The organism is Treponema lecithinolyticum ATCC 700332, from assembly GCA_000468055.1.
In the GTDB taxonomy this organism is placed as follows: Bacteria; Spirochaetota; Spirochaetia; order Treponematales; family Treponemataceae; genus Treponema_C; species Treponema_C lecithinolyticum.
Genome location: KI260569.1, coordinates 166,676 through 180,776 on the forward strand (window position 1 = coordinate 166,676; position 14,101 = coordinate 180,776).

The 14,101-nt window shown below is 41.5% G+C and carries 13 protein-coding genes; 5 read left to right on the forward strand and 8 right to left on the reverse strand.

What is annotated here, in order from left to right:
- Positions 1-314, reverse strand: a 314-nt coding sequence (locus HMPREF9193_RS11320; RefSeq protein ID WP_021687791.1) for a hypothetical protein, incomplete at its 3' end; no start/stop codon positions are given.
- A gap of 613 nt (positions 315-927) precedes the next feature.
- Between HMPREF9193_RS11320 and HMPREF9193_RS08920 the strand changes: the two genes are divergently transcribed.
- Complete coding sequence (locus HMPREF9193_RS08920) at positions 928-2,178, forward strand: DUF4917 family protein (RefSeq protein WP_021687794.1); 1,251 nt, start codon at positions 928-930, stop codon at positions 2,176-2,178.
- A 29-nt stretch (positions 2,179-2,207) separates the two neighbouring features.
- On the opposite strand, the gene HMPREF9193_RS08925 is transcribed toward HMPREF9193_RS08920, so the two are convergent.
- The 3 genes from HMPREF9193_RS08925 to HMPREF9193_RS08935 form a co-directional block, all read right to left on the reverse strand.
- Complete coding sequence (locus tag HMPREF9193_RS08925) at positions 2,208-2,831, reverse strand: alpha/beta hydrolase (RefSeq protein ID WP_021687795.1); 624 nt, start codon at positions 2,829-2,831, stop codon at positions 2,208-2,210.
- Between the two features lie 45 nt (positions 2,832-2,876).
- Complete coding sequence (locus HMPREF9193_RS08930) at positions 2,877-3,737, reverse strand: ATP-binding protein (RefSeq protein WP_245565502.1); 861 nt, start codon at positions 3,735-3,737, stop codon at positions 2,877-2,879.
- 170 nt (positions 3,738-3,907) lie between these two features.
- The gene (locus HMPREF9193_RS08935) at positions 3,908-4,525 is read right to left on the reverse strand and encodes a TetR/AcrR family transcriptional regulator (protein ID WP_021687798.1); all 618 of its coding nucleotides are present in this window, start codon (positions 4,523-4,525) and stop codon (positions 3,908-3,910) included.
- Positions 4,526-4,691: 166 nt separating this feature from the next.
- On the opposite strand from HMPREF9193_RS08935, the gene HMPREF9193_RS08940 reads away from it, so the two are divergent.
- Entirely contained in the window at positions 4,692-6,317 is a 1,626-nt protein-coding gene (locus HMPREF9193_RS08940; RefSeq protein ID WP_021687800.1) for a neuraminidase, read from the forward strand.
- A gap of 40 nt (positions 6,318-6,357) precedes the next feature.
- Here the strand turns inward: HMPREF9193_RS08940 and HMPREF9193_RS08945 are convergent, their stop codons facing one another.
- From HMPREF9193_RS08945 to HMPREF9193_RS08960, 4 genes are all read right to left on the reverse strand, one after another.
- Entirely contained in the window at positions 6,358-6,618 is a 261-nt protein-coding gene (locus tag HMPREF9193_RS08945) for a GNAT family N-acetyltransferase (protein ID WP_021687801.1), read from the reverse strand.
- An 80-nt stretch (positions 6,619-6,698) separates the two neighbouring features.
- Positions 6,699-8,798 carry a methyl-accepting chemotaxis protein gene (locus HMPREF9193_RS08950; RefSeq protein ID WP_021687802.1) on the reverse strand — a complete coding sequence of 700 codons (2,100 nt, stop codon included), beginning with the start codon at positions 8,796-8,798 and terminating at the stop codon, positions 6,699-6,701.
- 123 nt (positions 8,799-8,921) lie between these two features.
- Positions 8,922-9,482 (reverse strand): chromate transporter, encoded by a 561-nt coding sequence (locus tag HMPREF9193_RS08955; protein ID WP_021687803.1) that lies wholly within the window; start codon positions 9,480-9,482, stop codon positions 8,922-8,924.
- Positions 9,479-10,081: a chromate transporter gene (locus HMPREF9193_RS08960; RefSeq protein WP_021687804.1), complete on the reverse strand. Its 603-nt coding sequence runs from the start codon at positions 10,079-10,081 to the stop codon at positions 9,479-9,481. The genes HMPREF9193_RS08955 and HMPREF9193_RS08960 overlap by 4 nt, the downstream gene beginning before the upstream one ends.
- 47 nt (positions 10,082-10,128) lie before the next feature.
- On the opposite strand from HMPREF9193_RS08960, the gene recO reads away from it, so the two are divergent.
- Genes recO through HMPREF9193_RS08975 form a run of 3 tightly spaced genes read left to right on the forward strand, consistent with a single transcriptional unit; the run spans position 10,129 to position 14,094 of the window.
- A complete protein-coding gene (gene recO / locus HMPREF9193_RS10920) occupies positions 10,129-10,944 on the forward strand; it encodes a DNA repair protein RecO (protein WP_021687805.1) in 816 nt (271 codons plus the stop codon).
- Between the two features lie 3 nt (positions 10,945-10,947).
- Positions 10,948-13,089 carry a single-stranded-DNA-specific exonuclease RecJ gene (recJ, locus tag HMPREF9193_RS08970; RefSeq protein WP_021687806.1) on the forward strand — a complete coding sequence of 714 codons (2,142 nt, stop codon included), beginning with the start codon at positions 10,948-10,950 and terminating at the stop codon, positions 13,087-13,089.
- 21 nt (positions 13,090-13,110) lie between these two features.
- Entirely contained in the window at positions 13,111-14,094 is a 984-nt protein-coding gene (locus tag HMPREF9193_RS08975; RefSeq protein ID WP_021687807.1) for a M23 family metallopeptidase, read from the forward strand.
- Positions 14,095-14,101: the final 7 nt, after the last annotated feature.

Consider the following 14,101-nt stretch of genomic DNA (forward strand, 5'->3'; position numbering starts at 1 on the left):
TTGCGGAGCAAACTCGAGTTGTGAATTGCACTTTCGTGTGCAATTCCGATACCGGCAGCGAGCATCGCCGTATGCGATACATACATTCCGCCCGGTGTGCGTGTTATGGCTTGAGAAAGTTGTGTTGTTGTGTTTTGGGTATAGTTTACGCGAACGAACGAACGAACGAACGAACGAACGAACGAAATTATGGGGCGCGCGGCGGTTTTGTCAAGTACTTGCGGCTGTCTCGGCGGAATTTGTGTTACTTTGTTTTGCGCAAAAGAGGCATGGTCGTGGAGCGGAATACTGTTTGCGCTACGGTATTGTTCCATAGGTATTATTATAACCTGCTTTCGGGCAGATTTCAACCTTTGGGGGAGGTTTTTAATATGAAACGGTCATTGAACAAGTAAAAATGCTCCCGGAGCCGCTATTAGCGACAGTTTCGACTTTTATTAAATCACTTGAAACCGAACAAGGCAATTTTACGGAAAAACATGTAAACCGCCCTGCTTCAAAGAGTAAGCAAGCTTTTTTTGCATTAGCCAGAAAAATTCATCTTGATAAAAATGCGGTTACCGAATTACGCGAGGCGAGTTTGGTATGATTTTAGTGGACACAAATGTAATAATAGATTTTTGGAATAGCCCTACAGCTAAAGTCAAAAAAATATTTTCTGAAAATGATATTGCAATTAAATATGATTGTGAAATATGGACCAACGATAAACATTTTAAACTGATGAAAACTGTTCTTCCGACACTTAGGTTATATTTAGAGTAACCGGTTAGTCATTGCACAAAAATAACTGTATAACACGTCTCTTATTCGATTAGAAAGTTCTTGCAGCAGCGAGTTGACATTTTGGATAGATAGGTAAATACTGTTGTTTATGGGCGGGACGGGTTGACGGAGAATAAGGTGAAGGTTGTGGAGGGGGAGTAGATGAAAGACAAGATGAATAAAAACAACTTGATTACCTACGAAGCTTTATTAATGGAATTGGAATTAACAAAACCCAATAATCATTTACTATTGGGAAATGGATTTAATTTGTCTTTAGGGATAAAAACAAGTTATAAAAACATATTTGAACAAATGAAAATAAATAACAGTGATTACGAAGATGTTATTTTTGATAATTTTGATCTTGAAGAATTCATAGGAATATGTAAATCAAAGATTGACAAAAATGATAACATGAATTATCACTTTATGTGTCGTTTTTTTCATAATAAAATTAAACTTGATTTTATGAAAGCCGTAACGCAACTTGTCACTCGGGAAGAAAAGAATATCTTTCAAGAGAAAAACGAGAAGATATGTTTATTATTAAAACAGTTCGATAATTTTTTTACTTTAAATTATGATCCTTTTTTATATCAATTATTGATGACATATAAGATTGAGGGCACTGAGCATCGACAAGCAATTGCGTTTTCTAATACATTCCCATTCGTAAAAGATTTAATGGAAAATCAAGATAAAGAGCTTTTTGATATAATACAACGAGCTTATGATACAGGGACATTGACCGTAGATATTCCCAATGAAGCTTCAAAATCAAAAGATTTAAACAATCTTACAAAGGCTAAATTTACCCAAGAAATAAATACTTTACTTGAATCAAAATATGACAAACAGCAAATAAAAGCATGTGTTGATCAATTATGGAGGCACAAAGCAGCAGCGAAAAAGGAATTTATAGATAAAATTGATGATGGGTTTGGATTATTTGGTAATGAATTGCTGTATCAAAATCCACAAACTCAAAATTTATATTTCTTACATGGAGCCTTTCATATTTATAAGAAAGGTAAGTCTATTTATAAAATAACACAACAAAGTGAAAAGGCTTTATATCAACGTATAGAAGAAATTGTTGAAAACGAGCGAGAAAATATTTTATGTATATTTAGTGATAAGAATAAAGAAACAGAAATAAAAGGAGAAACATATTTTATTAACGGCTTAAACAAACTGGAAAGTCTGGAAGGAACTTTAGTTATTTTAGGAAGCGCTCTATCTGATAATGATGCACATATTTTTATACAAATACAAAAAAGTAAAATTCATAAAGTTTATATATCATCCTTTGAAAGTGATGTTGATGATAATATGAAGAAAGCAAAAAAATGGTTTCCGGAAAAAGAAATTATATTTTTTGATATAGAAACAATTACATATAATAAATAAGAACTTCCTCTTTGTATCCTACAAAACGGTTATTGAACAAGTAAAAATGCTCTCGGAGCCGCTTTAACCCACGTATCTAAAAAATCCATTTGTTCTTCCGTATGAAACCAATGTTCGCCCTTATCAAAAATTGTTAAGCTCGCGTTTATTGTATGTGCAAAATTCGTTATTGTTTCCAAAGAAGTCATATCGTCTTTTTTACCGTAAAGAATGCCGGTAGGAATGTTCCATACTATAGGATTTTTTCTGACAAAAGAAAGGTATTCCCACGATAAAACTTCGCCGAAAGAAGTGCCGATTACTTTTTTTGCTTTCAGTTCTTCTTCGGATACCTTTGCCTTTTTCATCATAGTTGAAATTAGATTTTCCATATCGACAATGGGAGAAATAAGTAAGGCGCGACTTATCGACTTTTCCGATAAAGAAATCAGAGAAAAATAAGCTCCTATACTGTTTACAATTAATAAGATTTCATTGTATTGCGGAATAATTAAGTCAAAATAGTTTTGAAATTCTTCCTTCGCTTGCCACGGCAATTCCGCTTTATAATCGAAACCTAAAACTTCATAATCATCATTAAAAAGTTTTTTATAATGATCGGCTTCGTCTGCGGAACCGCCTTTTCCGTGTATATATATAACAGCATTTTTCATTTAAGACTGCTCCTATGTCAGCATGTATAAATCCGAACCGGCAAATCATTTAAAAAAATCTTCCCAATCGCGCCAACTGACATAGGATGTGCCGCCTATGTTCATACTATTGTCGGACAGATAAAAAACCACATTTTTCGCCGTTTTATCATTCAGTAACTGCAGATATTTTTTTGTATTGGCGGACAGCTTTGCCTCCGAGTTGCCGGCACTTTTTATTTCAATCGCAAAAGTACGGTTCCAATCTGCAATCGTATCTACTTCCAATCCCTTGTTATCTCTAAAAAATGTAAGGTTTGCTTTTTTCGCCTGATTCATACGGTGTTTGAGTAATTCCGCAACAGCAAAAGTTTCCACCGCGGCTCCCTTGTATCTGCTGAGCAGCAAATCCTCTTTCGTTTCCAGCCGGAGAAGATGACACATCAACCCTGAATCCACAAAATAGAGCTTCGGCGTTTTAACAATGCTTCTGCCCAAATTATTGGTACACGGTTCAAGAAAATGAATAATAAAAGAGGCTTCTAAGATAGAAAGCCAACTCTTTACTGTCGGTGCTGAAATTCCAACCTCTCTTGCAATACTGTCCATAGAAAGCAGTTGTCCGCTATGCAGGGCACATATTTGAACAAACTTCTTAAATAGAGAAAGATTACCGGGATTAATTTGATCCCTTATGTCCAAATCTAAATAGGTATCTATGTAGCTTTCATACCAATCCTCAGGAATAAAGTGCCTATCTTTATCATACAGAGGGGGATATTGTCCCGAAAAAATCAGTTCATACGGATTTTTTGGAAGGATTTCGGCAGTTTTTAGCTCGTGAATGGAAAACGGAAGCAGTTTCAAAAATGCAGCCCTGCCTGCCAGGCTATCCGTCATATTTTTTTTTAATTGGTAATAATCCAAAGTATAATACAGGAAAAATCTAAAGTCAATGTATGGAAAATTCTAAAGCATTTTTTAAGAGAAAAATAGACATGTCCGTTTGTACGGACTAAGTTCCGGCTGATCTTGACTGCAGTCCGAACAGGTACTTGGTTCAAAGTACAGACGCCGATATGTTCGGAAAGTAAAGCTTATGTCAGCTTTAGTATGCCGTCCCAGCCGCAGTTAAAAAAAACGGCGAGCTCTTTAATATACTCAAACGCTTTTTTACGGCTCATATCGTGAACTACCGTTTCGAACACGGCGGTAAAATACGCACTTGTAATCATGTGGTGCAATTCGCGGCTTACCGTGCCTTCAATCTTTCCGAGTTTTCGCAAAAGGCGGTAATATGTTTCGGTGGCGGATACATCCAGCTCAACCAAATCGTGAATATAGTGTTCATACTTGGTTCCCGCAGAACGGCAAATCACCAGCTTAAATGCATCGAAATTATCGTAAATATAATCTATAAATGTTTGAAGATATTCGGTAGACAGCTTTCTGCTGAACCGGGTTTCGCCCTTTTTAATTAAATCGAAGTGAGCTTTTTGCGCACTTTTAAATCGCTCAGCCAAACCGTCGGCGGCTTCGCAAACGAGTGCGGTAAACAGCGCTTCTTTATCGGGATAATAGCCGTAAAAGGCTCCTTGCGTAAAGCCCGCTTCCTTTACAATTCCGCGCAAAGACGCGTCTTTAAAACCTTTTGCAAGGAACTCACGCTTGCCGACTTCCAGGATTTTTTTTTGCGTTTGAGACAGTTCGTTCATCAGCTTTTCCGTACCTAATGCTATAGTATGTGGTTTGAACGGTGTGTGTCAAGAATTACGCAAATTGCTGCAGCAAAATGCCGTCAAATTATACAAAAACCTTGACAAACGAGCAAAAATTATATAAATTCGTAAATATAGATATTTTAGCCATAAGGAATTTAAAATGAAAAAACCCGTATTCTTTTTTTTAATCGTTGTTGCAGCTTGTATTTTATTTACCGGCTGTCCGCAAGAAATAAACAGTAAAGACACGACACCCCCGCAAGGAGGACTAAATCCGCCTGCTCCCGGTACGCCATCTTTTACCGTAACATTTGATGTGCAAGGCCGCGGAAAAACTCCGGCAGCTTTAACCGTACCGAAAGGCAGCTTATTGAATACTGCTCAAACCCCGCCCCTCGAATTTTCGGGCTGGGAATTCGGCGGTTGGTATAAAGAGGCTGCTTGTACCAACCTGTGGAACAATGCTTCCGACACGGTTATCAAAAACACAACGCTGTATGCCAAATGGACAAAAATCACCGTCCCTGCCGTAACCGACTTATGGAAAAGCAAAACATCCCCCTACCCTAACGATTTTTACCGCATACCCGCATTTGCGCTAACAAACGACGGAACCCTGCTTGCCGTAACCGATTTGCGCTATAAAAATAACAGCGATTTAGGAAATAACCACCGTATTGATTTATTGATCAAACATTCGGAAGATAACGGTAAAACATGGTCGGAAGCTGTCAATATTACAAAAACTTTACCTACCGATAAAACAGGCTACGGAGACGCTGCCATCGTTGCCGATCGCGAATCGAACGATGTGCTTATATTGTGTGTACACGGTAATGTAACATATCAAGCCGGAAATGCTTCCAAGCATCTGAAGGTTATTCAATTTGTATCTCACGACGGGGGCAAAACCTTTCCGGAAAAAAAAGATATTTCCGATACGATTTTCGGGTTTAAGTCCTCGTGGGTAAGCTTATTCTTCGGTTCGGGTAGAATTATGCAGTCACGCTATATTAAAACCGGCAGCCATTACCGCATTTACTCGGCTCTGTTAAGCAAAGACTACGGCAATGCCGTCGTATATTCCGATGACTTCGGTTCTACGTGGAAGCTTTTGGGAAATCCAGCCACATCTCCTATTTCCAACGGAGATGAGGCAAAGGTGGAAGAACTGCCGGACGGCAGCGTTATACTTTCCAGCCGTAACGGTCCTTTCGGCACTGGCAGATTGTTTAATATCTTTAAATATAGCAACCCTGCTACAGGAGAAGGAAACTGGGGGACAACGGGCTCTTTAAACATTGGCCCTAGCGGAAGAGGTACAAACGGCGAAATCCTTGTTGTAAAGGCGCGTAAAGCAGATACAAAAGAGCCGGTCTACCTTGCCTTCCAATCGCTTCCCGACGGTCCGGGACGTTCAAAGGTTACCATTCATTGGCGGGAATTGACGAACACCGAGATAAGCATAAACGATTTTGTTTCGGCTTCCGCATGGAACAGCCGCAGTTACTTGGTGCAAGACGAAGACAGCGCCTATTCAACTATGGATGTACAACGCGACGGCGGTATCGGCTTTTTATACGAAAGAAACATACGCGGAGCGGGGCTTGACTACGACATAGCGTACAAAAACCTGCCCATCGATGTCATCACAAACGGCGCTTATGAAGCTATCTTCCTCGGCACGGGTTCAAAGCAGTGCCCCTACACCGATTTGAAAGGCAAGCCTGTTGCAGAAAGTGTAAAAAACTACTATCAAAAAGAAAATCTGCACTGGAAAAACTAAACCTGAGCAAAGCTAAACAATCGCAAAGAACAGATATCCTCTAGATATCCGTTCTTTGCAGGTTTGAAAGCGCTTTATTGCGGTATACCAAATCGTCCCGCATGGTAAAGCCCTGTTTTTCCCAAAAAGCGTTGCCGTCTTTGTTTTTTTCAAATACTACTAAAGCAACCTTGTGTATGCCGAGCTTTTTTAAAACGTTCAATGCAGCACCAACCAAACGGGAGCCGACACCGCGTTTGCGGTAATCAGGGTGAACGGCGGTATGATAGATGTAGCCCCTACGTCCGTCGTTTCCTGCCAATAGTACACGGCTTCGTAGTCGTCTGTATGCATGACACGAATGTTCATAACATTATTATACAACGCCCGCTGCAGCATGTGCTACACTTTAAACTTACCGACTTCAATCGCCAAATTTTCAATGCTGTGCTTATTGCGCTGGGTAATTTCGTTTACTTCCTGTATGGCATTGCTTATCTGTATGGCACCGGCTGCCATTTCATTCATACTATCCGTAATAACGCGGGTTAAGTCATCAAGCTTGTGCATTTCGTCGGCAACTTGTTCGCCGCCTTTAATCATTTCTTCAGAGCCGGACTGAACTTCGGTTGTTACCGTATTAATATCTTTAATAGCGGTAAGCACTTCTTTACTGCCGTTTTCCTGTTCTCTCATCGCTTCGGTAAGCCGATCACTCATCGATTTTACTTGTTCGGACAAATTAAAAATCGCATTGAATTTTTCTTCTACGATTTTGGAAGAAGATGAAAGTACTTCGATTTCGCTGCTTAAATTTTTAAGTGTTTCAGTTATGGTTTTACCCTGCATCGAAGATTCTTCGGCAAGTTTACGGATTTCATCGGCAACAACGGCAAAGCCTTTGCCCGCTTCTCCTGCATGGGCAGCTTCAATTGCCGCGTTCATTGCCAACAGGTTTGTTTGCGAAGCGATGTGCTGAATAACACTGGACGCTTCCATAAGGCTTCCCGATTCTTCTGCAATTTTTGCCGTTACGCTGTTTGAAGTTATAAGCGTTTCTTTTCCGTCGGCGGTAGCCGTTGCAAGCGTTTTAACGGTATCGTCAGTTTTTTCAAGCGTATTTGTAATAGAGGCGATATTTGCTACCATTTCTTCTATCGAAGCGGAAGACTGTATAACACTTGAAGCTTGTGTTTCAATACTGTTGTTTAACTGCTTAATGGTGCGGATAATTTCTTCAACAGTCGCAGCCGTTTCGGTAACGCTTGCAGACTGAGTAAGCGTTTGTTGTTTTACGCCGTCTATGTTCGCACTGATTTCATGCACGGCGCTTGCAGTTTCGGTCATATTGGAAGCAAGCTCTTCGCCGATTTCTTCCATAACGTTACTGTTTTCGCCCACCGATTTTATGGAATGCCCGATTTTTTCAATCGTTTGGTTAAAATATTCGGACAACTCGGTTACTTCATCGTTTCCTATAAGCGGCAAACGCACGGTTAAATCGCCTTCGCCTTGAGCAATGTTTTTAAGTGCGCTGACTGCAGTTTGAACCGGTTGTACCATTTTACGGGCAATAAAATACACAATGGCTAAAATTAAAACAAAAATACCTACGCTAATAACAATCATCAAAAAACTGAGCGTTCGTACCGTGCCCATAAATTCATTTACCGGAGCATTTACAACGACTGTCCATCCGGTTAATTGACTTTTTGCATAAGCAGCAATTTTAGCAACTCCCTTATAAGTGTAATAGCCGATAGAAGGTTTTTCCGCTTTTAAAGCGATTTTTTCAAATTCACCAAGAGTAATAAGAGAACTATCCGTTTTTGCAAGCTCTGAAGCGTTAAACTGTGTTTCCACCAAGGTTATATCTCTGTCTGCAATCGTCGTACCGGTTAGCCCTAATACATAACACAATCCGGTTTTACCGACAATGATACCGGCAATATCTTGAGACAACAATATGCCTTTGATATCGGCTGATAAAACTCCGACTATAGTGTGCGCCGCATTATAAACAGGAACGGCAAGCGTTACTACAAGCGTACCGTTTGCTTTTTCTATATAAGGTTCGGAAACAAAATTGGTACCGGAAAGCGCCGTTTGAAACCATTCTCTATCGCCGACTTGAATGCTACCTCCGTCATAATAAAACCTACCCTTTGCATCGGTTATATCCAATTCCAAAATTTTATTGTTCAACTTTGCTTCTTGCTTTAAAAACTTTACCTTTTCTTCATACGATCGTGCAGAATCATATAAATCGGGCATACGTGCAATTCCTTCAATAAACCGGAATAAGGCGGTAACTTTCTCATCAATAATGCTGGCAGTATCGGTTGCTTTGTCGGTAAGGTGTATTTGAACTTTTTCTATTACCGCTTTGCGTGCAGTTTTAATGCTCAACAGTCCTTGTACAAGAGATGCAACGGCAACCAACGTACCGAAAATAATAATCAATTTTTTACGGATTGAAAACCGTTTTACTACTTTTTCCATTGTGCCCTCCTCTATGATGATTAAAATATCGGCATTAAAACATTTTTAGTTTATAGACTTTTTAGTATAACACTACATGTAATTATATGCAAGCTGATAACTATCCGATACTGTCCGTGCCGTTTACAAAAAAAGCATACCGAACAGTGCACCGAATACAATATAAAGCACGGCAGGAAGCTTTGTTTTAAAAAGCAAAACCGTGCACACACACCATGCGGCAAAACGCGGTGCATTAAACGCGTTATACCACACACCCGTTTCATCAGCGTGCGGCAGCGTTAATACCGCAATGCGGAATACATTCCATGCGGCAACATATACCAAACCGGCAGCAACGGGGCGCAAAACGGCAAAAAAATTCTTTACCGCAAGTGTATCCTGTATACGGCCAAAAAACCGCGCTATAATCAAAATAACGATAACCGAAGGAGCAACCGTTCCGAGCGTAGTAATAATGCCGCCCCACACACCGAACATTTCGGTTCCCAAATAGGTTGCCATATTAATTCCTATAGGACCGGGAGTCGATTCGGAAACCGCAAGCATATTGTAAAACAGTTCGGCATCTATAATACCTTTGTCTACCAAGGCTTGATACATAAGAGTTATGGCAACTTGCCCGCCGCCGATAGTAAACAGTCCTATATAAAAAAACAGCCAAAACAAAGACCACAGCGTCATGATCGTTTCCTGGTACGCATTGTGCGCAACACGGTATACAGGTGAAACGCGGCACCAAGTGCAAATGCGCTTAAAATAATCCACGCCGTATGCACGTGAAAAAACAATACTGCTGCAAAAGAAGCAGCCAGTATAAGCGCTTGCAGTATGTGATGCACGGCATTTTTAGTAAAAGACCATACAACCTTTGCCAGTAAAGCGGCTACGGCTATATTTATGCCGGAAAACGCTTTTTGCACCAGCCGAATATGGGCAAAATTGGAAAAAAATAGTGCTAGTATGGTAATAACAACAATCGAGGGCGTTACCATACCGAGCGTTGCGGCAATACCGCCGATAACACCCTGTTTTTTATAGCCCACAAAAGTTGCAACGTTTACCGCTATAATACCGGGGGTACACTGCCCTATTGCAAAATAATCCAAAAGTTCGCTTTGAGTTGTCCATTCTCTTTTTATGGAAAGTTCATCGGTTAAAATGGGCAGCATAGCAAGACCGCCGCCGAAAGTAAGTGCACCGATTTTACAAAACACGCAAAACAAACGCACAAGCATACTCAATTCATAACGCGTCTTTTCCGATAAAAAGCGGATTTTCATACGTTCAGTATAGCGCAAAGCCGTACTTTTATGCTATACTTACAGTTATGAACCGCAATTCAAGTGCGGATGCACTTGTCCTTTGTGTAAAACCGGGCGCCGGCGAAAATAATCGGCTTGCTCTACTTTTAAGCCCGCAAAAGGGCATATTTACGGCTGTAGTTTACGGCGCGCGAAAAGGAAAACTGCGCTCGGTTGTATCTCCCTATCACAGCGGCACCGTATGGCTGTATTCGGACAAAGTAAAACAGTCGGTAAAAATAACGGATTTTGCGCCCATTCGTTACCGGCAGGATATCCGCAACAGTTTGTACAAAACGTATGCCGCTTCTTTATGCTCGGAATTGATTTTAAAAACGCAAGGTTCCGTTGACGCGTGCGCAGTGTGGCATTTGGCAAACGGATTTTTAGACGGTTTGAATATATGCAGCGAAAAAGAAGCGCAAAAAGGAACTCTAAGGTTTTTATGGCGCTACATAGGGCTTATGGGATTGCAAAGCGATTGTACGCAATGCACGCGCTGCGCAAGCGAAAATCCTGCATACTATTCGGCAAGCGAAAACGGTTTTTTATGCAAAGATTGCGCCGCGCAGTACGACAGCGCGCTCACCAACCGGTATAACGGCGACAGCGATGGGTATAATACAGCCGGCAGCGCATACGCGCAAGCGGGATTGTTTTCAATCGGGGCACAAGGCCTTGCATACTTGCAAGCTTTGTGCGAACAAAGCCCCAAACAAGTACGCTCGCTCGTTTTGGAAGATGAAAGCATGCGCCGATTGCACGATTTTTTATACTATTTAATAGAAAATTGCGCAGGAACAAAACTCAAAACGCTTGCAGCAGGAAAAGGAATTTTATAATACATGCAATGGGAAAAAAAAGAAGCGCCGAAAGAAAGCGTAAAAGAATTATATGAACGCTACGGCTGCGATACGCTGACCGCTTCCATACTGGTGCGCCGCGGTATAACTGCGGGAAACGATATTTTGTATTACATGGAAAACGACCGGCGCTATTTGCATAACCCCTTTTTATTTGAAGCTATGGAAGATGCCGTAGACCGCATTTTACAAGCAAAAGAAGAAGGAGAAAAAGTTCTTGTTTTCGGCGACCGCGATGTAGACGGTGTTACTGCAACAACGCTGGTATATGAACAGCTTGAACGCATGGGCATAGACGTATCGTGGAAAGTGCCGTGCGGAAACGACGATTACGGCTTAACCGAAGAAGCGGTAAAAACTTTTGCCGCCGATTACGGAACGCTCATCATAACAGTAGACTGCGGTATTTCAAATATACAGGAAATTGCATGTGCTGCCGAATTGGGGGTCGATGTAATTGTCGTAGACCACCACACCGTTCCTGAACACATTCCCCATCCGGCAATCATTATAAATCCGAAAATGCCGAACTGCACCTACCCGTTCAAAGACATATCGGGTTGTGCCGTTGCATATAAGTTGATAAGCGCTCTGCGCTTTGCTTCTTGCGATTTATACAAACAGGAAATGTGCCTTTTAAACGTTCAGCCGGTAAACGACGCATACCTTATTGAAGCGGTAAAAACGGTTAATTTAACCGAACGCGATCGCATAACCGAAACAATAGTTCCCGGAGTGCTTTCTGTAAGCGAAACCCGGCTTGCCGGCTTTTTACAAGGACAGCAAATTTTATGCTGGGATGCAAGTGTTCAAAAAAAACTGCTTGCCAAAGCGTTCGGACCGAACGTTGAATTCAATATGCTGGACGTGCGCAACGAAATTGCCCGCAGCATGCCCGCTTTAGCCGATATGAGTTTACTGCGTTTAAAATCGCGTTCAAAACTGGCGCGGTATGGCGGCAGTTCCAACGGCGAATTGGATGTGTTTTTTAATTTGTTTGTAACCTATGCCGAAAAGCAAGCGTCAAAACAAGCGCTTAAAACGCAGGGAAGCGAAGAAGGCGAATTGGAATTGGTAACGCTTGCAGCTCTTGCCGATATTATGCCGCTAAAAAACGAAAACCGCATATTGGTACGCCAAGGTTTGTCATACATAAACTCGGGAAAACTGCGCCCGGGTTTATTTGAAGTGTTTGCACGGTTAAATCTATTGGGTAAAAAAATAAGCAGTGTAGATTTATCGTGGAAAGTAATTCCCGTTTTAAATGCTGCAGGGCGCTTAGGGCAAGCCGACAAAGCAGTTACTTTATTTACCGAAAAAGACGGCGTCAAAAGAAATGCTGCCGCAGACGAATTAATCGCTTTGAACGAACAGCGCAAACGTTTAGGCGAACATGCGTATGCGATTGCGGAAAAACAAGCGTGGGAAAATGCGCAGCGTTTTAGCGGAAACCTTGCTTTTGCAGCCGATAACGAAATCCACAGAGGTGTTACCGGTATTGCCGCAGGACGGCTTGCCGCAAGCATGCATGTACCGGCTATGGTTGTTACCGTTTTTGAAAACGGCAAAGCTTCCGGATCCATACGCTCCGCACTGGGTTACGATGTAACTTCACTGCTTAATTCTTGCGGCGATTTATTTTTAAACTACGGCGGACACGCTTTTGCCGGCGGCTTTACTTTTGCCAGCGACAATATGAACGAACTGACTTCCCGTTTGGAAAAACTTGCCGCTTTTATAGAGTTGGATAAAAGCGGAGCCGAAGAAAAACTATACATCGATGCATTGCTGCCCAAAGAATATATAACCGAAGATTTACTAAAACTGATAGACCGCTTTGAACCTTACGGCGAAGCAAATCCGGTGTTGCTTTTTTCGGCACAAAAACTGCGCATCGCTGCAGCCGATATTATAGTCGGAAAAAAAGAAAAACCGCATTTAAAACTGACATTCGATTGCGGAAAAACCAAATGGCCCGCTTTTTTTTGGGAACAATCGGAACGCTTAAAGCGCGATTTTGACGTAGGCGACCGCTTGGATGTGGTATTCCAAATAGAGCGCAATACGTTTAACGGCATGGAACGTCCTCAAATGATAATAAAAGATTGCAAAAAATCCGAATAAAAACGGAGCGGAGAGCAGGATATGATTTTTTCAAAAAGACAGTGCGCTTTAAAAAGCTTAAAAGCTTTTCAACTGGGTGTAATTTTTTTACTGTGCAGCGCGGCAGTTTACAAACTTTCAGCGGAACAAAACGTGTTCCCCAGAGGAACCGAAAAAATCCGCATTCAATATACCGATACAGTATTTCCCGGAGACGCTGTTTTTATACGCATTGTTTTAAACACTTCTTCTTTGGAAAAAGGAAAAGCCGATTTGCTTACTCAAGGCAAAGACACGGTTTTACAGCGTGCGCTTTTGTACGAAATTCCGGATAAGCAAAACAAAACATATATCGCCGCCCTTCCCCTGTCTTCATGGTATAAAGAGGGAGAACCGCTGCACATAGCACTTTCATACAAGCTAAAAAATGAGCAAGAAGAAAGCCTTTTTTTACCGCTAAGCGTGCAGGCAAAAGACTTTGTAAGCGAAACGATTGAACTGAATGCACGTAACACGGCGATAAAAACGGATAAAAGCACAGAGCGCGCACAGCAAATAGACCGGTTAAACGAAGTGCTGAATACTGTAGATTATTCTGCCGTATACCAAACATCGGTATTTGTACTTCCGGTACAGTCAAGCCGGCGCACATCGGGATTTGCCGACCGCAGAGTATATGCATATACCGACGGTAAATCGTCGGTCGGTTTACATTACGGCATAGACTTCGGAGTTCCCGAAAAAACACCGATAAGCGCGTGCGGCAAAGGCAAAGTGGTGCTTGCGGAAAACCGGATTTCCACCGGATATTCGGTGGTTATAGAACACTTGCCGGGCTTATACAGTTTATACTACCACTTGAATTCATACTGTGTGCAAATCGGCGACATTGTTGAACAAGGACAGCTTATCGGTGAATCGGGCTCAACAGGTCTTGCAACCGGACCGCATTTGCATTGGGAAGTGCGCTTACTGGGAACGGCAGTAAACCCCGATTTATTTACATCCAGCTTCCCCGTGTTTTAAGCAAGAT

Coding starts and splice junctions, on each gene's coding strand:
- HMPREF9193_RS08920 (WP_021687794.1), top strand. CDS start 928: ATGAAAGACAAGATGAATAAAAACAACTTGATTACCTACGAAGCTTTA.
- HMPREF9193_RS08925 (WP_021687795.1), bottom strand. CDS start 2,831: ATGAAAAATGCTGTTATATATATACACGGAAAAGGCGGTTCCGCAGAC.
- HMPREF9193_RS08935 (WP_021687798.1), bottom strand. CDS start 4,525: ATGAACGAACTGTCTCAAACGCAAAAAAAAATCCTGGAAGTCGGCAAG.
- HMPREF9193_RS08940 (WP_021687800.1), top strand. CDS start 4,692: ATGAAAAAACCCGTATTCTTTTTTTTAATCGTTGTTGCAGCTTGTATT.
- HMPREF9193_RS08950 (WP_021687802.1), bottom strand. CDS start 8,798: ATGGAAAAAGTAGTAAAACGGTTTTCAATCCGTAAAAAATTGATTATT.
- HMPREF9193_RS08955 (WP_021687803.1), bottom strand. CDS start 9,482: ATGACGCTGTGGTCTTTGTTTTGGCTGTTTTTTTATATAGGACTGTTT.
- HMPREF9193_RS08960 (WP_021687804.1), bottom strand. CDS start 10,081: ATGAAAATCCGCTTTTTATCGGAAAAGACGCGTTATGAATTGAGTATG.
- recO (WP_021687805.1), top strand. CDS start 10,129: ATGAACCGCAATTCAAGTGCGGATGCACTTGTCCTTTGTGTAAAACCG.
- recJ (WP_021687806.1), top strand. CDS start 10,948: ATGCAATGGGAAAAAAAAGAAGCGCCGAAAGAAAGCGTAAAAGAATTA.
- HMPREF9193_RS08975 (WP_021687807.1), top strand. CDS start 13,111: ATGATTTTTTCAAAAAGACAGTGCGCTTTAAAAAGCTTAAAAGCTTTT.